This is a genomic window from Ramlibacter sp. (assembly GCF_035706265.1).
Lineage (GTDB): Bacteria > Pseudomonadota > Gammaproteobacteria > Burkholderiales > Burkholderiaceae_C > Ramlibacter.
Window position 1 is genome coordinate 1 of sequence record NZ_DASSVG010000218.1, and the last position, 23,129, is coordinate 23,129.

Sequence of the window (23,129 nt, forward strand, 5' to 3'; positions counted from 1 at the left end):
AGCTTGATCGCGGCCAGCATGATCTCCCACAGGGCGACCTCGTTGCCCAGCATCAGGAGGATGCGGTCGCCGCGCCGCACGCCCTGCGCGCGCAGGAAGTTGGCGGTGCGGTTGGAGCGCGCCGCGAGTTCGCCGAACGACAGCTTCTGCTCGCTGCCGTCCTCCTCCACGATCCACAGCCCGGGCGCGTCGTTGCCCGCCGCCATGGCATCGAAGTAGTCCAGCGCCCAGTTGAACTCGCCCAGTTGCGGCCAGCGGAATTCCCGGTAGGCGGTGGCGTAGTCGGTGCGGTGTGCGAGCAGCAAGTCGCGTGCGCGCAGGAAGGGATCGGCTCTGCCCATCGTGCTCTCCTCCGAAGGGCTGCCGGCAGGAGGGACCGCGGCAGCACTGCCGTTGCGATGATCCCCGCCGGCGGATCCTGCCAGACCGGGGTGGCCCTGCAGTCTAGCGCGCGCTCGGGACGCGTTTCATTGACACCGCTCAGCAACCGGTGCGCGGCTGCACTGCCGGCCAGCCGCTGTCCTCTTCAGCCCTCGCGGTCGCTGCCGGGCTCGCCCTCTTGCGGCGGGTGCACTTGCGCGGGGTGCTCCTGCTTCGGGTGCTCCTGCTTCGGCGCCGGCTTCTGCTGCGGAAGCGCACCTTCCGGTTTCGGCACGTCGTCGCGGCCCTCGTGCTCGCGATTCATCGCCTCGCGCTCGCGCGGCGTCTTGGTCGAGCCGCCCTGGACCGCGCCGCCGATGCGGCTCAGCGCCGCGTGTTCCCAGAGCTGATCGAGTTCCCGCTGCGTCATGGCTGCTCCTTGCAATGTCCCAAAGCCACCCTGCCGGCCCCGGCATGATGCCGAGGCCTGCGCCGGCGGGGATCCAGCGTGCCCTGTCGTGGGCGGCTGGCGCCGGCGAGGTCGTCAGGGGCGCGACGGACGCAGCGGCGTCAGCCGCGGTCCGTGCGCATCGGCCGCGGAGACTGCTGGCCGTTGGTGTCCATGTCGTTGCCGGCGCCCATCGTGCTGGTGTCGCCGCTGTTGCCCATGTCGGGGCCGGCGCCGAGGGTGGCCGTGTTGTTCTGGTCGCCGTCGCGGCCGACGTTCATTTCCACGCCGGGGAGGCCGCGGTCGCTGGCGTTGCTGCCGACGTTCGCTTCGACGCCGGGCACCCCGGACTGCGCGTTGGCGGATTGAGAGGAGTAGCCGGAGGCGCCAGCATCGGCCGTGTCGCCAGCCGCGATGACCGACGGAGCCTCCAGCACCAGTGCGGAAGCGGCGATGGCGGCGGCAATGGAAAGGATCGAGGTACGCTTGTTCATGGGTTCTCCTGTTTGCTCCCCCCGGACTTTGGGAGCGCCGCCATGGAATGGGAGACGCCAATGGGCCAGCCTGTGTGTAGGACGCGGAGGGCCAACCGGCACCGCCTCCCATGACCCCCAAGTCTCACTCGAGAACCCATCGACCCAGCCATCGCAGGCTGAGCGGAAACCTCGCCTGCGCCGTACCGGCACTCAGCGGGGCGACGTCGCCACCTGGGTGCGCGGCGCGCGCAACTGGCGCCGGCGCCACCACAGGAGCACGCCGCTGCCACCCAGGGTCGCGAGCGCGAGGCCGCCGAGGGCCACGACGACGGTGTGCGCCGGGCCTCCGAGGGCGCCGGTGTGCAGCGGATAGACCGTGGACACCAGGCGATTGCCCGGATCGAGTTCGTTCCAGCGCACCACCTTGAGCACCTTGCCGCTCGCGGGGTCGAGCCAGACCGATGAAAGCCCGTTCGGGTGGGGATCGTCGGCGAGCTTGAACCGGATCCGCGTGGGCTGCGTCCTGCGGCCCGGCACCTGCACGTAGCCCACCATGCCCTCGGGGAACACGGCTCTTGCCGCGTGCTGAAGGGCTCGTCGTCGCTGTACTACGGCGTGGTGCGCGCATCGCGTGAGCGGCAGCACGCGGCGCAGGCAAATGCCATCGCTGCGGTCGATGGATTCGTCCTTGCGGCATGCTGCCCGCCCAGGAGGCAAGCATGTCCGCTTCACAGTCCAGTCCCGAGGCGATCCGTCCGCCCGTGCCGCCTTTCACCTTCGAGACGGCCACGCAGAAGGTGCGCGCGGCCGAAGACGCCTGGAACACGCGCGACCCCGACCGGGTGGTGCAGGTCTACACGCCCGACACGCAATGGCGCAACCGCGCCGAGTTCCCGGTCGGGCGGGACGAGGTGCGCGCGTTCCTGCAGCGCAAATGGGCGCGCGAGCTGGACTACCGGCTGATCAAGGAGCTGTGGGCCTTCGCCGGCGATCGCCTGGCGGTGCGCTTCGCGTACGAGTGGCACGACGACTCGGGCCATTGGTTCCGCAGCTATGGCAACGAGAACTGGGAATTCACTGCGCAAGGGCTCATGCGCCGGCGCTTCGCCAGCATCAACGATCTGCCGATCCGCGAGTCCGAGCGCCTGTTCCACTGGCCGCTGGGCCGGCGTCCCGATGACCATCCCGGGCTCAGCGACCTGAAACTCTGAGCCGGGAACCGGCGGCGCCCGCTGCGCGTTTCCGTTGCGGATAACCCTCAGCTTCCGCGGGCCGGTGGAGTGGCGCCGGAACCGCCCATCCTCGACGTTTACCGAATCGAAACAAAATGCACGGTCCCGATGTGGGACAGATGGGAACCATCGGGTTACCATTGGTTTCGCCCTTGGAGTGCGTCCGCCCATGCACAGCCCGGTTATCCGCGTCGGTATCGTCGACGATCAGAAGATCGTCCGCTCTGCCCTGCGCGGCTACCTCGCGATGGCGTCCGGCATCGAATGCGTAGGGGAGGCCGCCAACGCCGACGAAGCGGTGGAACTCGTGCGCAGCCGCGAGCTGGACGTGCTGGTGCTCGATCTGCTCATGCCGGGATCGCAGGAGCTGGAAGCGCTGCACCGCGTCCGGGAGGCGGCCCCGCATTTGCGCATCCTCGTTCTCTCCGCCTATCCGGCCGAGCGGTACGGCCCCCGGGCGGTCGCCGCCGGCGCGGCTTCCTACCTGGAGAAGGCGAACGGGCCGGCCGATCGGGTCGTGCGCGAGATCCGCGCCGTCGCCGAAGGCCGCGGGTCCGGCTCGTGGGAGGAGAGTGACGAGCGCGATGCGGCGCCCGAGCCGTCCCCGGTGGCCTGGTCCAACGATCCAATCGCGGGGCCCTGGCCGCTGGTGGGTGGAAGTGCGACGGACCTGGGCTGGCAGTCCATCGCCCGGACGGTGTTCTGGCTGCTGCTCGTCGTGGTGAGCTTCTCCATGACGCTGCCCGAGTTCACCTTGCAGCTGCTGCGGTCCTACAGTCCGTGGCTCGACAACGCGGCGCTCCTGAGCCTGATGCTGGGCGACAACCTCGACCACATCCTCGCCTTCGGGGCGCTGGGCATCTCCGCCCGGTTCGCCTACCCGCAGGCCAACGCATCGCACTGCACCCTGATCCTGGCCGCCGTGGCGATCGTGACGGAACTCGTGCAGCTCTGGAGCCCGGGCCGCGACCCCGCCCTCCCGCACGTCGTGCTGGACCTGGTGTCCGGCACCATCGGTTTCGGCCTCGGCTCCCTGGCCTCCACCGCGCTGATTCCGAAGAGCATCCCGCAGGTTCGCTGAAGTCCGGGCGGCTCACCCGCCTCGGGTACATGCGCTTACGTGCCTTTGCACGCGCGGGACAGGCGCTTCGCGCCTGCGACAACTCGGCGGCGCACCATGCAGGCATCGAATCCAGGAGCAGTACCCATGAAGACTTCCGCCATCGTGTGCGCCGTGCTGGCCGGCTCGTTCGGCTTCACCAGCGTCGCCTCCGCCCGGGACTGGCGCGGTGACGACCGCGGCCATGACCGCCAGCACCGCGTCGAGCAGCGCCATGACCGCCCGCAGCGCGCGGAGCAGCGCCACGAACGCCGCGCCGAGCGGGATGGGCGCCACGCGCAGCGGCAGCAGTTCCGGGCGCACGTGCAGCCGCAACGGCCCGTCTATCGGGCGCCGGCCTACACCTACAACCATCCGACGTACCGTGCTCCGGCGCACCGCTTCTACCGCGGCGGCTACCTGCCGGCCCCGTACCGCACTCACACCTACTACGTGAACGACTGGCACGCCTACCCCGGGCTCTATGCGCCTCCCTACGGCCAGCAGTGGGTCAACATCGACGGCGAATTCCTGCTGGTCGCGCTCGCCACCGGCCTGATCGTCAACGCGCTGATCCAGTGACCGGCACCGGCGCGAGGGGCACTCCGGTCCCTCGCGCTGGCTCGGCGCTAGAATAGATGCATGTCGCATGCATCTTCAATTCCGCCCAGCCTGAACATCCTGCTGCTCGAAGACATCCACGCGAGCGCCGATTCCGTTCTCGAGTCCATCCCCGGCGCGCGCATCCGCCGGCTGCGCCATGCCCCCGATGCGGGCGAATTGAAGGACCTGCTGGCCGAGGCCGACGTGCTGGGCCTGCGCTCGCGCACGCAGCTCGATGCGGCGGCGCTGGCGGCCGCGCCGCGGCTGCGCGCCGTGGGCGCCTATTGCACCGGCACCAACAACATCGACCTGAAGGCGGCGGCGCAGCGCGGCGTGGCGGTCTTCAACGGCCCGTTCTCCAACACCCGTTCGGTGGCCGAACTGGTGATCGGGCACGCGATCGCGCTGCTGCGCCGGGTGCCGGAGCGGCAGGCCGCGGCGCGGCGCGGCCAGTGGCTGAAGGATGCCCGCCGCTCCAACGAGATCCGCGGCAAGACGCTGGGGATCGTGGGCTACGGCAAGATCGGCACCCAGACCGGCCTGCTGGCCGAGGCCATGGGCATGCGCGTGGTGTTCCACGACGTCGAGGCCAAGCTGCCGCTGGGCAACGCCGTGGCGGCGCCCAGCCTGGAAGCCCTGCTGGGTGAGGCCGACATCGTGACGCTGCACGTGCCGCAGACGCCGCAGACCCGCAAGCTGATCGACGCGCAGCGGCTGGCGCAGATGAAGGAGGACGCGGTGCTGATCAACCTGGCGCGCGGCCAGGCCGTGGACATCGACGCCCTGCATGAAGCGCTGGCCGCGGGCCGGCTGCGCGGCGCCGCCGTCGACGTGTTCCCGGTCGAACCGGCCTCCGCCGGCCAGGCCTTCGAATCGCCGCTGCGTGCGCTGGACAACGTGATCCTCACGCCGCACGTGGCCGGCTCCACGGTGGAGGCGCAGCGCAACCTCGGCATCGAAGTGTCGGAGAAGCTGCGCGACTTCCTGCGCCTGGGCGCCGTGCGCGGCAGCGTGAACCTGCCGGAGGTGGGCGCCGGTCCGGTGCGCGGGGCGGCGCGCATCGTGCACCTGCACCGCGACGAGCCCGGCGTGATCTCGCAGCTCAATGGCCTGCTGGCCGCCGCCGGACTCAATGTGACGCAGCTGCACCTGGAAACGGGGCGCGGCGTGGGCGTGGCGGTGATCGACGTGAGCCAGGTGCCGGCGGCGGCGACGCTGTCCGCCGTGCGCGCGATCGGCGCCACGCTCGGCGCCTTCCTGGCCGATTTCGCCAGCGCTCCCGGCGTTCCTCAGGCAGCGTAAACGGGCCGGCCGCGCGACCCGCGCCCGGCCCTGGCCGTCGTACCATGGCCGCATGGATGCAGGCGATGGGATGCTGCCGTGCTGCGTCGCCGGCGGCGGCCCGGCCGGCCTGATGCTGGGCTATCTGCTCGCGCGCGCGGGCGTGCGCGTCACCGTGCTGGAGAAGCACGACGACTTCCTGCGCGACTTCCGCGGCGACACCATCCATCCTTCGACCCTCACGGTGCTGCAGGACGTCGGCCTGCTGGAGGCCTTCCTGGCGCTGCCGCACCAGGAGATCGCCGAACTGAGCGGCGACGTGTACGGGCAGCCCGTCACCATCGCCGACTTTCGGCACCTGCCGGCGCCGCGGCCCTTCCTGGTGCTGATCCCGCAGTGGGACTTCCTGGACTTCCTCGCCCGCGAGGCACAGCGGTTTCCCGGCTTCACCTTGCGCATGGGCACCCGGGCCAGCGGCGTGATCGAGGAGGGGGGCCGCATCGTCGGCGTGCAGGTGGAGTCGCGCGAAGGCCGGTCGGAACTGCGCGCCGGACTCGTCGTCGCGGCCGACGGCCGCCATTCGACCCTGGCGCCGGACGCGGGCCTGGAACGCGTGGACACCGGCGCCCCGATCGACGTGCTCTGGTTCCGGCTGCCGCGCGATGCGGCGCACGACCCGGCCCGCACCGGCGGCACCATCCGGCCGGGCGCGCTGCTGGTCACCCTGAACCGCGACACCTATTGGCAATGCGCCTTCGTCATCCCCAAGGGTGCGCTGGAGCAGGTGCGGCAGGAGGGCATCGCCGCCTTCCGCGAGCGTGTCGCCCGCACGACCGACTTCCTCGCCGACAGCGTGGACGCGCTGCGCGGCTGGGACGACGTCAAGCTCCTGAACGTGCAGATCAGCCACCTGCGGCGCTGGTGGCGCGAGGGCCTGCTGTGCATCGGCGATGCCGCCCATCCGATGTCGCCGGTCGGCGGCGTGGGCATCAACCTCGCCATCCAGGATGCCGTCGCGGCGGCCAACCTGCTGGCCGAGCCCTTGCGGCAAGGCAGCCTGCGCGCCGAGCACCTCGAGGCCGTCCAGCGCCGCCGCGAATGGCCGGCCCGGGTGACCCAGCGGGTGCAGGTCGCGGTGCAGAACGAAGTGCTGTCGCCGGTGCTGGCGCGCAGCAGCGCGCCGGCCCGCACGCCGCTCGCCGTGACGCTGCTGCAGCGGCTGCCGACGCTGCGCCGCCTGCCCGCGCGCCTGGTCGGCATCGGCGTGCGACCCGAGCGGGTGCGCAGCGGGCGCGCAGCGTCGTAGCCTGTCACCCTATGCGGGGGGCCTCGCGGCGGCGCCCGCGTAGCGCACCCGCATCACCAGCACCGGAATGGCCAGCAGCAGGGTCGCGGAGTTGGCGACCATCATGGGCACCTCGCCCAGCACGATGCCGTACGCCAGCCACGCCGCCACTCCGAGGGTGAAGAGGGTGTACATCTTCAGCGAGATCCCTCTCACGTCCTTGGTGCGGAAGGTGCGCCAGGCCTGCGGCACGAACGAGACGGTGGTCAGCGTGGCAGCGACGTAGCCGAGAACATCGGAGGTTTGCATGGCGCGATTGGAACCCGGCGGTGGCGCGCGCCCGATAGGTGCGGCGAGCGAAACGCTGTCAGCCGCGCTCTGATGGCAGTTGCAGCCGGGCCTGCCGGCAGACCTGCACGCAGTCGCGGATGTGCTCCTCGCCCAGGTAGCGGATCGCGGCGTAGCCGATCAGCGCCGAGAGCGCCTGGCCCGCGATGGGAACGTACTTGGCCGCCTGCTTCACCGTGAGGCGCCGGCCCATGGCCGCCGCGGCGCGGATCACCAGGTCGCGGGTGATGAACTTGCCGATCACCATCGAGCCGACCACGCTCACGGCCTTCTCGACCTGCTCGCGCTTGCGCTGCGGCAGGCGTTCCAGCTGCTCCGGCGTGAGGCCGAATTCCTCGTTGATTGCAGGGATCAGCTTGGACAGCACGGCGGCATCCACGAGCCAGTCCAGGCCCGGCACGGGCACGGCGCTCGCCGCGGCACCGGCCAAGGCGCGGCGATTGAGCAGCTTGCGCGCACGCCGCACGGCCTGGAGGAGGGCGGGATCGCCGCCTGCAAGCTGCAGCGCACTGGCCATGCTCAGCCTGCCGCCTCCGCCTCGGCGGCCTCGATCTCGCCGGACAGCGCGAGCCAGCGCTCCTCCAGCTGCCCGAGTTCGTCGGTGACGGCCTTCAGCCGGCGGCCTGCATCGGCGATCTCCGCCGGGGGCAGGGCGCCCGAGAGGCGCGACTCGAGTTCGCCTTTCTCGGTCTCCAGGCTCGCCATGCGGCGCTCGGCCTGCTCCAGCTCCTTCTTCAGGGGCCTCAGGCGGGTGGCGAGTTGCTGCCGCTGCAGGGCCTGGGCCTTGCGCTGCTCCTGCGGGGTGGCGCGCGGCTCGGTGCTGGCGGGGGCGCTGGCGGCCGCCACTTGTTCGCGCAGGCGGCGCGCTTCCTCCAGCAGGTACTTCTGGTAGTCGTCGAGGTCGCCGTCGAAGGGCGCGACGGTGCCGCGGCCCACCAGCCAGAACTCGTCGCACACCGAGCGCAGCAGCGCGCGGTCGTGGCTCACCAGCATCACCGTGCCCTCGAATTCGTTCAGCGCCACGGACAGCGCCTCGCGGGTGTTGAGGTCCAGGTGGTTGGTCGGTTCGTCCAGCAGCAGCAGGTTGGGGCGCTGCCACACGATCATGGCCAGCACCAGCCGCGCCTTCTCGCCGCCGCTCATGGTGCCCACGCTCTGCTGCACCATGTCGCCGGTGAAGAGGAACTGGCCCAGGTAGTTGCGCAGGTCCTGCTCGCGGTCCGACTGGCCGGTGGCGGCCGCGAGCTCGCGCGCGAGCCGCACCATGTGCTCCAGCGGCGTGTCCTGCGGCCGCAGCACGTCCAGCTCCTGCTGCGCGAAGTAGCCGATGGTGAGGCCCTTGCCCTCGGTCACGCGGCCGGCCAGCGGCGGCATGGTGCGGGCGATGGTCTTCACCAGCGTGGACTTGCCCTGGCCGTTGGCCCCCAGGATGCCGATCCGCTGGCCGGCGAGCACGGAGCGGTTGACGTTGCGCAGGATCACTTTCTCGCCGTAGCCGAACGCCCCGTCCTGGATCACCAGCATCGGGTTCGGCAGGTTCTGCGGCTCCTTGAACTCGAAGGTGAATTCCGCGCTGGCGAGCACCGGCGCGATCTTCTCCATCCGCTCCAGCGCCTTGACGCGGCTTTGCGCCTGCTTGGCCTTGGTGGCCTTGGCCTTGAAGCGGTCGATGAACTTCTGCAGGTGGGCGATCTTGTCCTGCTGCCGCGTGTAGGCGGCCTGCTGCTGCTCCAGCTGCTGCGCGCGCAGCAGCTCGAAGCCGCTGTAGTTGCTGCCGTAGCGCGTGAGCTGGCGGTTGTCGATGTGCAGCGTGACGCCGGTGACCGCGTCGAGGAACTCGCGGTCGTGGCTGATCACCACCAGCGTGCCGGCGTAGCGCTGCAGCCAGCCTTCCAGCCACACCAGGGCATCGAGGTCCAGGTGGTTGGTGGGCTCGTCCAGCAGCAGCAGGTCCGAGGGGCACATCAGCGCGCGGGCGAGCTGCAGCCGCATGCGCCAGCCGCCGGAGAAGCTGTTGACGGGCCGCTCCAGTTCGTCCGGCCGGAAGCCCAGGCCGAGGATCAGCGCCTGCGCGCGCGGCACGGCGTCGTGCGCGCCGGCATCGGCGAGGTCGGAATGCGCGTGGGCGATCGCGAGGCCGTCGCCGCTGGCTTCGGCCTCGGCCAGTTCCTCGTTCAGCGTGACGAGCCGGGTGTCGCCGGCCAGCACGAAGGCCGTGGCCGGTTCGTCGCTTTCCGGCATGTTCTGCGCCACCTGCGCCAGCCGCCACTGCGGTGGCATGGAGAAGTCGCCGGCATCCTCGTGCAGGCTGCCATTGAGCAGGGCGAACAGGGTCGACTTGCCGGCGCCGTTGCGCCCGACCAGGCCGACTTTCTCGCCGGGGTTGATGGTGACGGAGACGCCATCGAGCAGCACCTTGGCGCCGCGGCGCAAGGTGACGTTGCGCAGCTGGATCACGGGTTGGGCTGGTGGATGGCGCCGGGCTCGCCGGCGGGTGCGCGCTGGGCTGGCAGGAAACGGGTGGAAGGATCGCGCGTCATTGCCGCGATTTTCGCAGGTCTGGCGCCGGCGGTTCGCCCAGCAGGGCTTGCAGCATGCGGCGGGCATTGAGCGGCAGCGCATCCGCTTCGCGCACGCAGGCCAGCAGCCGGCGCTGGGCCCAGGGCTCCGCGATGGCGATGAAGCGCGGGCGCGAGCGCTGCGCGGCGTAGCGCCCGGCCACGGCGCGCGGCACCACGCCGATGCCGATGCCTTCCTCGACCATCCGGCACAGCGCCTCGAAACTGCCGACACGGACGCGGTAGGTCAGCCGCCGCCCGGTCTTGAGCGCCTGCGCCGCCACGTGCGCGTGCAGCGGGCTGCCTTCGGCCAGGGCGACGAAGGGCTCGCCGATCGCTTCGGCCAGCGTGATGCGCCGGCGCCGCGCCAGCCGGTGGCCGGGCGGCACGGCCAGCACGAGGTCGTCGCGGCGGAAGGGGAACTGCTGCAGGCCGTCCACGTCCGCCACGTCCGAGACGATCCCGATGTCGCAGGTGCCGGCGCGCAGCGCGGCGACGATGGCGTCGCTCGGGCGCTCCTCCACATCCACCGACACGCGCGGATGCGCGGCGAGGAAGCGGCCCAGCGGCTGCGGCAGGTGTTCCGTCATCGCGGAGGTGTTGCACAGCAGGCGGACGTGGCCGCTCAGGCCGCGCCCGTACTCGCCCAGCTCGCCGCGCAGGCGCTCCATCTGCTCCAGCACCAGGCGGGCGTGGTGCGCCAGCGTGCGCCCGGCCTCGGTGGGCCGCGCGCCCTGGCTGGAGCGCGCCAGCAGCGGCGTGCCCAGCGCGTCCTCCATCGCCAGCACGCGCTGGCTGGCCGACGCGAGCGTCATGTGCGCGCGCGCGGCGCCGCCCGTGATCGAGCCGGCGTCGACGATGTGCGCGAAGAGCCGCAGGTCCGTCAGGTCGAATCGCATCGCGCAAGTGTGCACCCGGGGGCCTCAGGCGCTGCCTGAGGCCGCGTTTGCCACTTCCGCATTGGCGCGCGGACGCGGGGCCGCGAGACTTCGCCCGTGGAATTCGAACAGTGGATGGCGGTGGGAGCGGTCTTCGTGCTGGCAGGCGCGGTGAAGGGCGTGATCGGCCTCGGGCTGCCGACGCTGTCGATGGCGCTGCTGGCCGTGTGGATGCCGCCCGCCGCGGCGGCGGCGCTGCTGGTGGCCCCTTCGCTGGTTACCAACGTGTGGCAGCTGCAGCCCTGGCCCGGCCTGGGCCGCACGCTGCGGCGCCTGGGCGGCATGCAGGCCGGCATCGTCATGGGCACCCTGGCCGGAGGCTGGACCTTCGGCGGCCTGGATGGCGGCGGGGCCGCGCTCGCCCTGGGCGTGGCGCTGGTGGGCTATGCGGGCTGGGGCATGCTGGGCACGCCCTTGCAGGTGCCGGCGCGCCATGAAGGCTGGCTGGGTGCGCTGACCGGCGCGCTCACGGGCGCCGTGACGGCCTGGACCGGCGTCTTCGTGCTGCCCGCCGTGCCTTTCCTGCAGGGGCTGCGGCTGGAGCGCGACGAACTGGTGCAGGCGATGGGCCTGTGCTTCACGACCTCGACGCTCGCCTTGGGCGCGGCGCTGCTGGTGCAGGGGCGCTATCCGGCAGCCACTGCGGGCGCCTCGTTCGTCATGCTGCTGCCGGCGCTGGCAGGCATGGCGGCGGGCCAGTGGCTGCGCCAGCGCATGCCGCTGCCGGTGTTCCGGCGCTGCTTCTTCCTCGGGCTCGCGGCCCTGGGAACCTACGTCGCGTTGCGCGCGATGGCTTCCCTGGTGAGCAGCAGCACCTGATCGTCGCCGGTGCTGGTTTCCAGCCACACGGCTTCGAGCTGCGGGAAGGCGGCCTCGAAGTGGTCGCGCTCGTTGCCGATCTCCAGCACCAGCACGGCCTCGTCGCTCATGCGCGAAGGCGCGTCGCGCAGCAGCGTGCGGATGAAATCCATGCCGTCGCTGCCGCCGGCCAGCGCGAGCTCGGGTTCGGCGCGGTATTCGGTGGGAAGCGCCGCCATGCTCTGCGCGTTCACGTACGGCGGATTGCACAGGATCAGGTCGTAGGGGCCGGGCAGGGCGGCCAGGCCGTCGGACTGCACGAGGCGGATGCGGTCCGCGAACCCGTGCCGGTCGACGTTGATGCGCGCAACTTCGAGCGCCTCGGGCGAGAGGTCCGCCGCGTCGACCTGCACCTCGGGCCATGCCATCGCCGCCAGCACCGCGAGCGAGCCGTTGCCGGTGCACAGGTCCAGCACCTTGCGCGTGCGGTCGCTGAGCCACGCGTCGATGGATCCATCGGCCAGCAGTTCGGCAATGAAGCTGCGCGGCACGATCGTCCGCTCGTCGACGTGGAAGGGCACGCCCTGCAGCCAGGCTTCGCCGGTCAGGTAGGCGGCGGGCTTTCGGGTCGCGATGCGTTCTTCCACCAGGGCACGCACCGCGTCTTCCTCTGCGTGCTGCAGCTCGCGCGCGGCGTTCTCGTCCAGCGCATCGAGCGGCAGGCCGAGCTTCCAGAGCGCGAGCCACGCCGCCTCGTCGAAGGCGTTGGTGGTGCCGTGGCCGAAGGCGACCCCGGCCGCCTCCAGACGCGCGGCCAGTTCCTCGACGAGCGCGATCAGCTGCACTGCCGGTCCAGGTGTTCGAGCACGCCGCGGTAGATGTCCTTCAGCGGCTCCAGGTCCGCCACCCGCACGTGCTCGTCGATCTTGTGGATGCTGGCGTTGATCGGGCCGAACTCGATGACCTGCGGGCAGATGCGCGAGATGAAGCGGCCGTCGCTGGTACCACCGGTGGTGGAGAGCTCGGTCTCCAGCCCCGTGACGCCGCGGATCGCGGCCTGCACGGCGCCGACCAGCTCGCCCGGCGTGGTGAGGAAAGGCTGGCCGCCCAGGGTCCACTGCAAGTCGTATTCGACCCCGTAGCGGTCCAGGATCGCGTGCACGCGCTGCTGCAGGTCCTCCGCCTTGCTCACGCTGGCGAAGCGGAAATTGAAGTCGACGACGACGCTGTTCGGGATGATGTTGCCCGCGCCGGTGCCGCCGTGGATGTTGCTGATCTGCCAGCTGGTGGGCGGGAAGAATTCGTTGCCTTCATCCCAGACCGTCGCCGCCATCTCGGCCAGCGCCGGCAGGGCCTGGTGGATCGCGTTTTTCCCCAGCTGCGGATAGGCGATGTGGGCCTGGATGCCCTTGACCGTGAGCTTGCCCGTGAGGCTGCCGCGGCGGCCGTTCTTGATCATGTCGCCGAGCTTTTCCACCGAGGTCGGCTCGCCGACGATGCAGTAGTCCAGCTTCTCGCCACGCTGGCGCAGGCGCTCGCAGACGACCACCGTGCCGTCGACGCTGGGACCTTCCTCGTCGCTCGTGAGCAGGAAGGCGATGCCGAGCGAAGGATCCTTGTTCTGCGCCAGGAATTCCTCCACGGCCACCGTGAACGCCGCGATGGAGCTCTTCATGTCCGCCGCGCCGCGGCCGTAGAGCCTGCCCTCGCGGTGGCTGGGCACGAAGGGATCGGAGGTCCACTGTTCCAGCGGACCGGTGGGCACCACGTCGGTGTGGCCGGCGAACACGAGCGTTCGGCCGGAGCGGCCGGGCTGCTTGGCCCAGAGGTTGCGCACGCGGAAGTGGTCCGGCCCGCTCACGATGGTTTCGCAGGCGAAGCCGAGCGGCGCGAGCCGCGCTTCGATGAAGGGTTGGCAATGCCCGTCTTCGGGCGTGACGGAACGCTGGGCGATCAGTTGCTCAGCCAGGTGCAGGACTCGGGACATCCCGCTAGTGTTTCACGTCCAGCGTGATTTCAGTGAAGGAGGGCTCATCGTCCAGGTCCTCGGGCGAGTCGCCGTCGTTGCCCAGCGCCTTGGTGGCCGCGGTGCTGGTGTTCTGCAGCCGCCACTGCAGGTTGGTCGGCGAGTCGGCGTAGGCCAGGCCTTCCTTCTTGTCGACGATGCCGTCGAGGATCAGGCGGGCGATGTCCTGCTCGAAGGTCTGCGAACCCTCGGCCATCGACTTCTCCATCGCCTCCTTCACGCCGGAGAAGTCGCCCTTCTCGATCAGTTCGGAGACGAGCTTGGTGTTGAGCATCACCTCCACCGCCGGGGCGCGGCCGCCCGCCACGGTGCGCAGCAGGCGCTGCGATACGATGGCCTTGAGCGCCGCCGCCAGGTCGCCCAGCATGGTCGGGCGCACTTCCACCGGGTAGAAGGACAGGATCCGGTTCAGCGCCTGGTAGCTGTTGTTGGCGTGCATGGTCGCCAGGCACAGGTGGCCCGACTGCGCGTAGGCGATGGCGGCGGACATGGTCTCGCGGTCGCGGATCTCGCCGATCAGGATCACGTCGGGCGCCTGGCGCAGCGCGTTCTTCAGCGCCGTCTGCAGCGACTGCGTGTCGCTGCCCACCTCGCGCTGGTTCACCACGCACTTCTTGTTGCGGAAGATGAATTCGACCGGATCCTCGATGGTGAGGATGTGGCCCGTCATCGACTCGTTGCGGTGGTCGATCATGGCCGCCAGCGTGGTGCTCTTGCCGGCGCCGGTGGAGCCCACCATCAGCAGCAGGCCGCGCTTCTCCAGGATCAGGTCGGCCAGGATCATCGGCACCTGCAGCGTGGCCAGGGGCGGGATCTCGGTGGCGATGTAGCGGACCACCGCGGCGATGGTGCCGCGCTGGCGCATGGCGGAGAAGCGGTAGTTGCCGGCGCCTTCCACGGCATGGGCCATGTTCAGCTCGCCGGTGGCATCGAGCTCCTCCATCCGGTGCGCCGGCAGCACTTCGGCCAGCAGCGCACGGGGCGCGTCCGGCGGCAGCAGCTGGCTGTTGATCGGCAACGTCTGTCCGTTGATCTTGATCATCGCCGGCGCATGCGCGGACAGGTACACGTCCGAGGCCTTCTTGTCGGCCATCAGGCGCAGGATGCGCTCCATCGTTCCCATCAACCCCTCCTCACGAGCACCGCCGAGCTTAGCGCATCAGTCGCGCAGCAGATCGTTGAGGCTCACCTTTGCGCGCGTGGCCGCAGTGACCTTCTTCACGATCACGGCGCAATAGAGGCTGTGGCTGCCGTCCTTGGCGGGCAGGTTGCCGCTGACCACCACCGAGCCGGCCGGCACGCGCCCGTAGTGGATCTCGCCCGTCTCGCGGTCGTAGATCCTGGTGCTCTGGCCGATGTAGACGCCCATGGAGATCACGGAGTTCTCCTCCACGATCACGCCTTCGACGATCTCCGAGCGGGCGCCGATGAAGCAGTTGTCCTCGATGATGGTCGGATTGGCCTGCAGCGGCTCCAGCACGCCGCCGAGGCCCACGCCGCCGGACAGGTGCACGTTCTTGCCGACCTGGGCGCAGGAGCCCACGGTGGCCCAGGTGTCGACCATGGTGCCCTCGTCGACGTAGGCGCCGATGTTCACGTAGGAGGGCATCAGGATCGCGCCCTTGGCGATGAAGCTGCCGCGGCGGGCCACGGCGGGCGGCACCACGCGCACGCCGGTGGCGGCCATCTCGTCGGCCGACAGGTGCGAGAACTTGGTCGGCACCTTGTCGTAGAAGGCGAGCTCGCCGCTCTTCATCAGCACGTTGTCGTTCAGGCGGAAGGACAGCAGCACCGCCTTCTTCACCCACTGGTTCACCGTCCACTGGCCCACGCCCTGGCGCGTGGCCACGCGCAGCTTGCCGGTGTTGAGTTCGCCGATCACGTGGTCGACCGCCTCGCTCACTTCCTTGGGCGCGCCCTTGGGCGAGAGGCTGGCGCGGTCGTCCCACGCCTGGTCGATGATTTGCTGGAGCTGCTGGGTCATTGCTTGCGGATTTCTTGTCTGGATTGCACGAACTGGACGATGCGCTGGGCGGCCTCGAGGCACTCTGCGGTGTCGGCCACCAGCGCCATGCGGACGCGGCCGGCGCCGGGATTGAAGCCACCCGCTTCGCGGGCGAGATAGCTGCCCGGCAGCACGGTCACATTGTATTGAGCCAGCAGCTCGCGGGCGAACTCGGTGTCGCTGCCGCCCACGCCGGCCCAGAGGTAGAAGCTGGCGTCGGGCAGCCGCACGTCGAGCACCTGCGCGAGCAGCGGCGTGACCTCGGCGAACTTGCGGCGGTACTGCTCGCGGTTGTCGACCACGTGCTGCTCGTCCTGCCAGGCAGCCAGGCTCGCGGCCTGCACGATCGGGCTCATCGCGCTGCCGTGGTAGGTGCGATAGAGCAGGAAGGCCTTCAGCAGCTGCGCGTCGCCGGCCACGAAGCCGCTGCGCATGCCGGGCACGTTGCTGCGCTTGGAGAGGCTGGTGAAGGCGACCAGGTTCCTGAAGTCCTTGCGCCCCAGCTTGGCCGCCGCTTCCAGGCCGCCCAGCGGCGGCTCGTCGCGGAAGTAGATCTCGCTGTAGCACTCGTCGGAGGCGATCACGAAGCCGTGGCGGTCCTGCAGCGCGAAGAGCTTGCGCCATTCCTCCAGCGGCATCACGGCGCCGGTGGGGTTGCCGGGCGAGCAGACGTACAGCAGCTGCGTCTTCGCCCAGACCGCTTCGGGCACGCTGTCCCAGTCCACGGCGAAGTTGCGCGCCGGATCGCTGGGCGCGTAGTACGGCTCGGCGCCGGCCAGCAGGGCCGCGCCTTCGTAGATCTGGTAGAAGGGATTGGGGCAGACCACCACGGCGGGCCGGCTCGGGTCGACCACCGTCTGTGCGAAGGCGAACAGCGCCTCGCGCGAGCCGTTCACCGGCAGGATCTGCGTCGCGGCGTCCAGCTGCAGGCCGTAGCGGCGCTGCAGCCACTGCGCGCAGGCTTCGCGCAACTGCGGCGTGCCGGCCGTGGGCGGATAGCCGGCCAGGTCGCTGCCGGGCACCTCCATGGCGGCGGCCAGCGCCTTCTTGATGAAGGCGGGCGTGGGGTGCTTGGGCTCGCCGATGCCCAGGCTGATCGGGCGGTAGGCGGGGTTCGGCGTGACGCCGGCGAACAGCTGCCGCAAGCGCTCGAAGGGGTAGGGCTGCAGCCGGGACAGCAGGGGATTCATCCCGCGATTATCCCAGCGCGCGAGCCCCTGCCGACGGGCGATTGACCGGCCGCGGCCGTGGCGCTCCAATGCCGCCATGAACCCGAACACGGTGCGTGCCAGCGACCTGCGCTTCCTGCTGGGCCTCGCGCTGCCCGCGCTGACGGTGCACTCGGTGTCGCAGCGGCCCCAGCTGGCCGGCTTCATCGCGCTGGGCGTGCTGTTCCTGATCGCGGGCCTGGAAGCCTTCGTCCCGGCACTGGCGCGTTCGCCGGCGCCGCTGGACGACGGCGGCGCGCTGCGCTGGGTGCTGCGCCTGTTCGTGCCGCTGGAGCTGGCCCTGCTGGTGGCCGGCGGCCATGCCGCCGCGCAGGCGTCCTGGCCCAGCGTGCTCGGGGTGGCGCTGGCGGTGGGCTTCGTCACCGGCGCGCAGGGCATCACCTTCGCCCACGAGCTGGGCCACAGCCGGAACCGGGCGGACCGGGCGCTCGGCTGGGTGCTGATGACGCTGGTGTGCTATCCGCAGTTCATGGTGGAGCACTACCGCGGCCACCACGTGCGCGCGGCCACCTGGGACGATCCCGCTTCGGCGCGGCCGGGCGAGAGCCTGTGGGCCTTCCTGCCGCGCACCTTGGCGGGCAGCCTGCGCAGCGCCTGGTCGCTGGAGGCGCTGCAGCTGCGACGGCTCGGGCGCAGCTGGATGGCGAGCCCGCTGGCGTGGGCCACGGCGGCGATGCTGGCCTGGCTGGCGGCGCTGGCCGTGCTCGGAGAGTGGAAGCTGCTCGCCTTCTGGCTCGCGCAGTCGGCCTTCGCCGTCTGGCTGCTGGAGACGGTGAACTACATCGAGCACTACGGCCTGCAGCGGCGGGTGCAGGCCGACGGCCGGCGCGAGCCCTTCGGCGTGGCGCACGCGTGGAATGCGGACCATCTGCTCTCCAACAGCCTGCTGGCCAACCTGCAGCGGCATTCGGACCACCACGTGCACGCCTGGAAGCCGTTCGCGGCGCTGGAGGCGCTGCCCGCGCCGCAGCTGCCGACCGGCTATGCGGGCTGCATCCTGCTGGCGGCGGTGCCGCCGCTGTGGTTCTCGGTGATGGAGCGGCGGCTGCGGTGGGCCGCCGCGGCGGGCTAGCGCAGGCGGCGGGCTCCTGGAGCTTTCCTTCGGCGGCGGCGCGGGCATTCGCCTTCGCAAGCCGGCGAGGATTAATCTTTCGACCTCCCGTTGCGAAGGAGCTGCCATGCTTTCACTCTCCCAGGCCAGGGCCACCACCATCCTGCCGGTGAAGGACCTCGAGCGCGCCCGGTCCTTCTACGAATCCAAGCTCGGTTTCGCCCACGGCGCACCGAAACCGGACGGGGCCTGGGTCTACGACCTGGAGAAGTTCTCCGTGGCGCTGCTGCCCAAGGAGGGTGGCACCAAGGCCGAACACACGGCCCTCAGCTTCGAGGTGAGCGACATCGTGGACGGCATCCGCACGCTGGAGCAGGCGGGCGTGAAGTTCGAGGACTACGACTTCCCCGGCCTGAAGACGGTCGAACACGTCTGCGACATGGGCGGGGAGAAGTGCGCGTGGTTCCGGGATACGGAGGGCAACTTCCTCTGCCTGCACCAATCCCGTTGATCACGCCGGCGGCGGCGTCCAGCGCACCCCCAGCAGGTCCATCAACTCGCGCGCATTGACCGGCGCGTGCCGCTTGTCCGTGTTGTCGAAATAGCAGTAGACATCGCGGCCGGCGCGGGCGCGTGCACGGGTCGGGCAGATCAGGCGCGCGTCTTCCGGCTCGCCGCCGTCCCGCCACGCTTCGATGCAGCGCGCCCAGCGTTCCAGTTCCGCGCCGGTATAGCGGCTGTTGTAAAGCTCGGTCGAGCCGTGCAGCCGCATGTAGACGAAGTCGGAGGTCACGTCCTCGTACAGGGGCCAGGGATTGGGCGTGTCGGCCACCACCCAGGCGATGCGGTACTTGCGCAGCAGCCGGATGAAGGCCGGGTCGACGAAGCTCTCGTGGCGCACTTCCACCGCGTGGCGCAGGCGCCGGTTGCGCCCCGGCTGCAGGCTCTCGCGGCCCTGCAGGCGCTCGTCGCGGCGCAGGGCGATCTGTGCGGCCTCGTGCGTGGTCTGCGGCAGCAGCCGGAAGAAGTCCTCGAACACCTGCGGGTGGAAGCGCATCATGGGCGGGAACTGCCACAGGATCGGCCCCAGCTTCTCGCCCAGCTCGAACAGCCCGGAGGCGAAGAAGTTCGCCAGCGCCACGTCGATGCCGCGCAGCTTCAGCATGTGGGTGATGTAGCGGCTGCCCTTGACGGCGAAGACGAAGCCGGGCGGCGTGTGCGCGGCCCACATGGCGTAGCTGGAAGGGCGCTGCAGCGAGTAGAACGATCCGTTCAGCTCGAGGGAATTGAATACCCGCGAGGCGTGCTGCAGCTCCCGCCACTGCGCCAGCCCCCGCGGATAGAAGTGGCCGCGCCACGGCGTGTAGCGCCAGCCCGAGACGCCGATCAGGACCTTGCCCGGCATGATTGCCACAATTTTGGCAATTTCGCGACATATTCGGGGGCCGGGGCCCCGATGGACCGTCCGGAAGCAGAAGGTATCATCGGACGGCAACACGCCGGCGAACCGCCGGCGTTTCCATTCGAGTCAGCCACAGGGGCGAGGGGCCGTGCGTCTCACATCGATCAAGCTTTCCGGGTTCAAGTCGTTCGCCGAACCCACCAACTTCATGCTGCCCGGGCAGCTCGTGGGCGTGGTGGGGCCCAACGGCTGCGGCAAGTCCAACATCATGGATGCCGTGCGCTGGGTGCTCGGCGAGAGCAAGGCCAGCGAGCTGCGCGGCGAGTCGATGCAGGACGTGATCTTCAACGGCACGACCACCCGCAAGCCCGCCTCGCGCTCCTCCGTCGAACTGATCTTCGACAACGCCGACCACCGCGCCGGCGGCCAGTGGAGCCAGTTCTCCGAGATCGCCGTCAAGCGCGTGCTGACGCGCGACGGCACCTCCAGCTACTACATCAACAACCAGCCGGTGCGCCGGCGCGACGTGCAGGACGTGTTCCTGGGCACGGGCCTGGGCCCGCGCGCCTACGCCATCATCGGACAGGGCACGATCAGCCGCATCATCGAGTCCAAGCCCGAGGAGCTGCGCCTGTTCCTGGAAGAGGCCGCGGGCGTCTCGAAGTACAAGGAGCGCCGGCGCGAGACCGAGAACCGGCTGCACGACACGCGCGAGAACCTCACGCGGGTGGAAGACATCCTGCGCGAGCTGAACACCAACCTCGAGAAGCTGGAGAAGCAGGCCGAGGTGGCGGCGAAGTACAACCAGCTGCAGGCCGACGTCGCACTCAAGCAGCACCAGCTGTGGTTCCTCAAGCGCGCCGAGGCGGAAGCCGACCAGGCCCGCATCAAGGCCGAGGCCGACAAGGCCGTCAACGACCTCGAGGCGCGCGTGGCCGACCTGCGCCGCGTCGAGAACGAGCTCGAGACGATCCGCCAGGCGCACTACGCGGCCGGCGACCAGGTGAACCAGGCCCAGGGCCAGCTGTACGAGGCGAGTGCCGAAGTCGGCCGGCTGGAAGCGGAGATCCGCTTCGTGGTCGAGGGCCGCCAGCGCGTCGAGCAGCGTCTGCTGCAACTGAAGGAACAGACGGCGCAATGGTCGGCCCGCAAGGAAGAAGCCGAAGCCGAGACCGAGAACCTGGCCGCCCGCACGATGGAGGCGGAGGAAAAGGCCACCCTGCTGGCGGCGCAGGTCGAGGAGCAGGGGCTGCAACTGCCCGACCTCGAAGACGCCTTGCGCCAGGCGCAGTCGCGCTCCTCCGAGCAGCGCGGCGCCGTCACCCAGGTGCAGCAGCAGATCCAGGTGCTCGCGGCCGACCAGCGCAACATCGAGGAGCAGTCGCGGCAATTGAACCAGCGCCGCGAGCGGCTGGTGGCCGACCGCAACGCCCTGGCCGCGCCGGACGAACAGCGCCTGGCCAACCTGCAGCAGCAGCTCGCCGCCGCCCAGGAAGCCGCGGAGACCGCGGACGCCCGTCTGCACGAATTGCAGGAGCAGGTGCCGCAGCTCGATGAGGAACGGCGCGCGAAGCAGCAGGACGTGAACACGCAGGGTGCGCGCCAGGCCGACCTGTCGGCGCGCATGGAGGCGCTCAAGGCGCTGCAGGAGAAGGTGCGCACCGACGGCAAGCTGCAGCCCTGGCTGGCCAAGCACGGCCTCGGCGGTCTGCAGGGCCTGTGGACGAAGATCCACATCGAGCAGGGCTGGGAGAACGCGCTGGAGGCGGCGCTGCGCGAGCGCCTGAATGCGCTCGAAGTCTCGCGGCTGGAGATGGTGCGCGCGTTTGCAAGCGACGCGCCGCCGGCGCGGCTGGCCTTCTACCACGCGCCCGCGGCCGCCGCGCCGGAGGCCGCGTCCACACTGCCGCGCCTGGCCGACCTGCTGCGGCTGAACGATGCCGGCCAGAAGGCGCTGCTGTCGGACTGGCTGCATGGCTGCTACACCGCGGCCTCGCTGGAGGAGGCGCTGGCCGCACGCGACAAGCTGCAGGCCGGCGAGACCGTCTTCGTGAAGTCCGGCCACGCCGTCACGGCGCACAGCGTGAGCTTCTACGCGCAGGATTCCGAGCAGGCCGGCCTGCTGGCCCGCCAGCAGGAGATCGAGAACCTGGAGAAGCAGTTGCGCGCCCAGGCGCTGATCACCGAGGAGGCGCGCTCCGCGCTGGTGCGCGCGGAGGCGGCCTACGGCGATGCCGCGCAGCGCCTGACCGGCGCCCGCCGCGAAGCGGCCGAAACCCAGGGCCGCGCCCATGAACTGCAGGTGGAGACGCTGCGCCTGACGCAGCTGGCCGAGCAGACCCGCGCGCGCAGCGAGCAGATCGGCTCCGACCTGGCCGAGGTCGACGCGCTGCTGGAGGAACTGCAGGAGCGCCGCGTGGCCGCCGAAGCGCGCTTCGAGGAGCTGGACATGCAGCTGGCCGACAGCCAGGAGCGGCATGCGCAGCTGGACGAACGCGTGATCGAGGCCGAGCGCAAGCTGGCCGAGGCACGCGAGCAGCACCGCAGCCTCGAGCGCCAGGCGCAGGAGGCGCAGTTCGCGCAGCGCGCGCTGGAGGCGCGGCGCGGCGAACTGCAGCGGGCGATCGAGACCGCGACGCAGCAGGCCACGTCTGTCGCCACCGAGGAGGAGCGGGCACGGGCCGAGCTGGCGCGCCTCACCGACGCGGCGGCGCAGGCCGGCCTGCAGTCGGCGCTGCAGCTGAAGTCCGAGCGCGAGCAGGTGCTGGGCGCCAAGCGCAGCGAGTACGACGACCTCACCGCCAAGCTGCGCGCCAGCGACGAGCGCCGGCTGCAGCTGGAACGCGAGCTCGATCCGCTGCGCCAGCGCATTACCGAGATGCAGCTGAAGGAGCAGGCGGCGCGCCTGGGCCTGGAGCAGTACACGCAGATGCTGGTCGAGGCGCAGGCGGACCTGGAGGCCGTGGGCCGGTCGGTCGCCGAGGGCAACGTGCGCCTGCAGGGCCTGCAGTCCGAGATCGACCGCATCCACCGCGAGGTCGCGGCGCTGGGGGCGGTGAACCTCGCGGCGCTGGAGGAGCTGAGCACGGCGCGGGAGCGCAAGCAGTTCCTCGATGCGCAGTCCAAGGACCTGACCGAGGCCATGACGACGCTGGAGGACGCGATCCGCAAGATCGACGGCGAGACGCGCGAGCTGCTGGGAAGCACCTTCAACACCGTCAACGAGCACTTCGGCCGCATGTTCCCCGAGCTGTTCGGCGGCGGCAACGCCAAGCTGGTGATGACGGGCGAGGAGATCCTCGACTCGGGCGTGCAGGTGATGGCGCAGCCGCCCGGCAAGAAGAACCAGACCATCCACCTGCTCTCGGGCGGCGAGAAGGCGCTCACGGCCATCGCGCTGGTGTTCGCGATCTTCCAGCTGAACCCGGCGCCCTTCTGCCTGCTGGACGAGGTGGACGCGCCGCTGGACGACGCCAACACCGAGCGCTACGCCAAGCTGGTGAGCAGCATGAGCAAGGAGACGCAGTTCCTCTTCATCAGCCACAACAAGATCGCGATGGAGATGGCCGAACAGCTCATTGGCGTGACCATGCAGGAGCAGGGCGTCTCGCGCATCGTGGCGGTGGACATGGAATCCGCCGTGTCGATGGCCGAGGCCGCATGATTCACTCTCCTCTTGTCTTTCTCCCTCTCCCGCTCGCGGGAGAGGGTTGGTGTGAGGGCCGGGGTGAGGGCCGGGGAGAGGGCCTGGCATGACCTCCTTCACCCTCGGCATCCTCCTCCTCGGCGCCTTCGTGCTCGCCGCCCTGGTCGCGTGGAACGCCTGGACCACCCGCCGCAACACGCCGCGCCAGCCGCAGGCCGCCGCGGCTGCGGCGATGGCTGCGACGACACCCGCCGCCGACCCGCTCGAGGAACGCACCGAACCCGTCTTCGACGACGTACCGCTCGCGCCGCTGCCGGTGCCGGAGAAGCGCCCCGGCCTCGACG

At 70.4% G+C, this 23,129-nt stretch carries 23 protein-coding genes and 1 pseudogene; 10 read left to right on the forward strand and 14 right to left on the reverse strand.

Annotated elements, in window-relative coordinates:
* The 4 genes from VFM98_RS08170 to VFM98_RS08185 all read right to left on the reverse strand — a co-directional run.
* Positions 1-341: AMP-binding protein (locus VFM98_RS08170; protein ID WP_325109416.1), on the reverse strand; the 341-nt coding region annotated here is incomplete at its 3' end.
* A gap of 185 nt (positions 342-526) precedes the next feature.
* Positions 527-790 carry a hypothetical protein gene (locus VFM98_RS08175; RefSeq protein ID WP_325109417.1) on the reverse strand — a complete coding sequence of 88 codons (264 nt, stop codon included), beginning with the start codon at positions 788-790 and terminating at the stop codon, positions 527-529.
* Positions 791-930: 140 nt separating this feature from the next.
* Complete coding sequence (locus VFM98_RS08180) at positions 931-1,302, reverse strand: hypothetical protein (RefSeq protein WP_325109418.1); 372 nt, start codon at positions 1,300-1,302, stop codon at positions 931-933.
* Positions 1,303-1,494: 192 nt separating this feature from the next.
* Complete coding sequence (locus VFM98_RS08185; RefSeq protein WP_325109419.1) at positions 1,495-1,854, reverse strand: PepSY-associated TM helix domain-containing protein; 360 nt, start codon at positions 1,852-1,854, stop codon at positions 1,495-1,497.
* Between the two features lie 149 nt (positions 1,855-2,003).
* On the opposite strand from VFM98_RS08185, the gene VFM98_RS08190 reads away from it, so the two are divergent.
* The 5 genes from VFM98_RS08190 (at position 2,004) to VFM98_RS08210 (ending at position 6,805) form a co-directional block, all read left to right on the forward strand.
* Positions 2,004-2,495 carry a nuclear transport factor 2 family protein gene (locus VFM98_RS08190; protein ID WP_325109420.1) on the forward strand — a complete coding sequence of 164 codons (492 nt, stop codon included), beginning with the start codon at positions 2,004-2,006 and terminating at the stop codon, positions 2,493-2,495.
* Positions 2,496-2,685: 190 nt separating this feature from the next.
* Positions 2,686-3,597 carry a response regulator gene (locus VFM98_RS08195; protein ID WP_325109421.1) on the forward strand — a complete coding sequence of 304 codons (912 nt, stop codon included), beginning with the start codon at positions 2,686-2,688 and terminating at the stop codon, positions 3,595-3,597.
* 126 nt (positions 3,598-3,723) lie between these two features.
* Positions 3,724-4,197 (forward strand): RcnB family protein, encoded by a 474-nt coding sequence (locus VFM98_RS08200; protein ID WP_325109422.1) that lies wholly within the window; start codon positions 3,724-3,726, stop codon positions 4,195-4,197.
* A 60-nt stretch (positions 4,198-4,257) separates the two neighbouring features.
* Positions 4,258-5,520, forward strand: a complete 1,263-nt coding sequence (gene serA / locus VFM98_RS08205; RefSeq protein ID WP_325109423.1) for a phosphoglycerate dehydrogenase — start codon at positions 4,258-4,260, stop codon at positions 5,518-5,520.
* A gap of 52 nt (positions 5,521-5,572) precedes the next feature.
* Positions 5,573-6,805, forward strand: a complete 1,233-nt coding sequence (locus VFM98_RS08210; RefSeq protein ID WP_325109424.1) for an FAD-dependent oxidoreductase — start codon at positions 5,573-5,575, stop codon at positions 6,803-6,805.
* 9 nt (positions 6,806-6,814) lie between these two features.
* Here the strand turns inward: VFM98_RS08210 and VFM98_RS08215 are convergent, their stop codons facing one another.
* The 4 genes from VFM98_RS08215 to VFM98_RS08230 all read right to left on the reverse strand — a co-directional run bounded on the left by VFM98_RS08215 (position 6,815) and on the right by VFM98_RS08230 (position 10,589).
* Complete coding sequence (locus VFM98_RS08215) at positions 6,815-7,093, reverse strand: SemiSWEET transporter (RefSeq protein ID WP_325109425.1); 279 nt, start codon at positions 7,091-7,093, stop codon at positions 6,815-6,817.
* A 58-nt stretch (positions 7,094-7,151) separates the two neighbouring features.
* Positions 7,152-7,649 carry a hypothetical protein gene (locus VFM98_RS08220; RefSeq protein WP_325109426.1) on the reverse strand — a complete coding sequence of 166 codons (498 nt, stop codon included), beginning with the start codon at positions 7,647-7,649 and terminating at the stop codon, positions 7,152-7,154.
* A gap of 2 nt (positions 7,650-7,651) precedes the next feature.
* On the reverse strand, positions 7,652-9,589 hold the full coding sequence (gene abc-f / locus VFM98_RS08225) for a ribosomal protection-like ABC-F family protein (protein WP_325109427.1): 1,938 nt from the start codon (positions 9,587-9,589) through the stop codon (positions 7,652-7,654).
* 79 nt (positions 9,590-9,668) lie between these two features.
* A complete protein-coding gene (locus VFM98_RS08230) occupies positions 9,669-10,589 on the reverse strand; it encodes a LysR family transcriptional regulator (protein WP_325109428.1) in 921 nt (306 codons plus the stop codon).
* 114 nt (positions 10,590-10,703) lie between these two features.
* Between VFM98_RS08230 and VFM98_RS08235 the strand changes: the two genes are divergently transcribed.
* On the forward strand, positions 10,704-11,447 hold the full coding sequence (locus VFM98_RS08235; RefSeq protein WP_325109438.1) for a sulfite exporter TauE/SafE family protein: 744 nt from the start codon (positions 10,704-10,706) through the stop codon (positions 11,445-11,447).
* Here the strand turns inward: VFM98_RS08235 and prmB are convergent.
* Genes prmB through dapC form a run of 5 tightly spaced genes read right to left on the reverse strand, consistent with a single transcriptional unit; the run spans position 11,399 to position 16,647 of the window.
* Positions 11,399-12,271 (reverse strand): 50S ribosomal protein L3 N(5)-glutamine methyltransferase, encoded by an 873-nt coding sequence (prmB, locus tag VFM98_RS08240; RefSeq protein WP_325109429.1) that lies wholly within the window; start codon positions 12,269-12,271, stop codon positions 11,399-11,401. The genes VFM98_RS08235 and prmB overlap by 49 nt on opposite strands.
* On the reverse strand, positions 12,262-13,413 hold the full coding sequence (gene dapE, locus VFM98_RS08245) for a succinyl-diaminopimelate desuccinylase (protein WP_325109430.1): 1,152 nt from the start codon (positions 13,411-13,413) through the stop codon (positions 12,262-12,264). Before dapE ends, prmB begins: the two co-directional genes overlap by 10 nt.
* Before the next feature lie 4 nt (positions 13,414-13,417).
* Positions 13,418-14,575: a PilT/PilU family type 4a pilus ATPase gene (locus VFM98_RS08250; protein ID WP_325109431.1), complete on the reverse strand. Its 1,158-nt coding sequence runs from the start codon at positions 14,573-14,575 to the stop codon at positions 13,418-13,420.
* Positions 14,576-14,611: 36 nt separating this feature from the next.
* On the reverse strand, positions 14,612-15,436 hold the full coding sequence (gene dapD, locus VFM98_RS08255; protein ID WP_325109432.1) for a 2,3,4,5-tetrahydropyridine-2,6-dicarboxylate N-succinyltransferase: 825 nt from the start codon (positions 15,434-15,436) through the stop codon (positions 14,612-14,614).
* Positions 15,433-16,647, reverse strand: coding sequence for a succinyldiaminopimelate transaminase (gene dapC, locus VFM98_RS08260; protein ID WP_325109433.1), 1,215 nt, complete (start codon positions 16,645-16,647; stop codon positions 15,433-15,435). The genes dapD and dapC overlap by 4 nt, the downstream gene beginning before the upstream one ends.
* A gap of 76 nt (positions 16,648-16,723) precedes the next feature.
* Between dapC and VFM98_RS08265 the strand changes: the two genes are divergently transcribed.
* On the forward strand, positions 16,724-17,758 hold the full coding sequence (locus tag VFM98_RS08265; RefSeq protein WP_325109434.1) for an alkane 1-monooxygenase: 1,035 nt from the start codon (positions 16,724-16,726) through the stop codon (positions 17,756-17,758).
* A 106-nt stretch (positions 17,759-17,864) separates the two neighbouring features.
* A complete protein-coding gene (locus VFM98_RS08270; protein WP_325109435.1) occupies positions 17,865-18,248 on the forward strand; it encodes a VOC family protein in 384 nt (127 codons plus the stop codon).
* Here VFM98_RS08270 and VFM98_RS08275 read toward each other — a convergent pair whose 3' ends face one another.
* A complete protein-coding gene (locus tag VFM98_RS08275) occupies positions 18,249-19,142 on the reverse strand; it encodes a DUF72 domain-containing protein (protein ID WP_325109436.1) in 894 nt (297 codons plus the stop codon).
* A gap of 145 nt (positions 19,143-19,287) precedes the next feature.
* Here VFM98_RS08275 and smc point away from each other — a divergent pair, with 145 nt between their 5' ends.
* Together smc and VFM98_RS08285 are read left to right on the forward strand one after the other, a co-directional pair.
* Positions 19,288-22,803, forward strand: coding sequence for a chromosome segregation protein SMC (smc, locus tag VFM98_RS08280; protein WP_325109437.1), 3,516 nt, complete (start codon positions 19,288-19,290; stop codon positions 22,801-22,803).
* 88 nt (positions 22,804-22,891) lie between these two features.
* Positions 22,892-23,129, forward strand: a pseudogene (locus VFM98_RS08285) (cell division protein FtsZ); the annotation flags it as partial.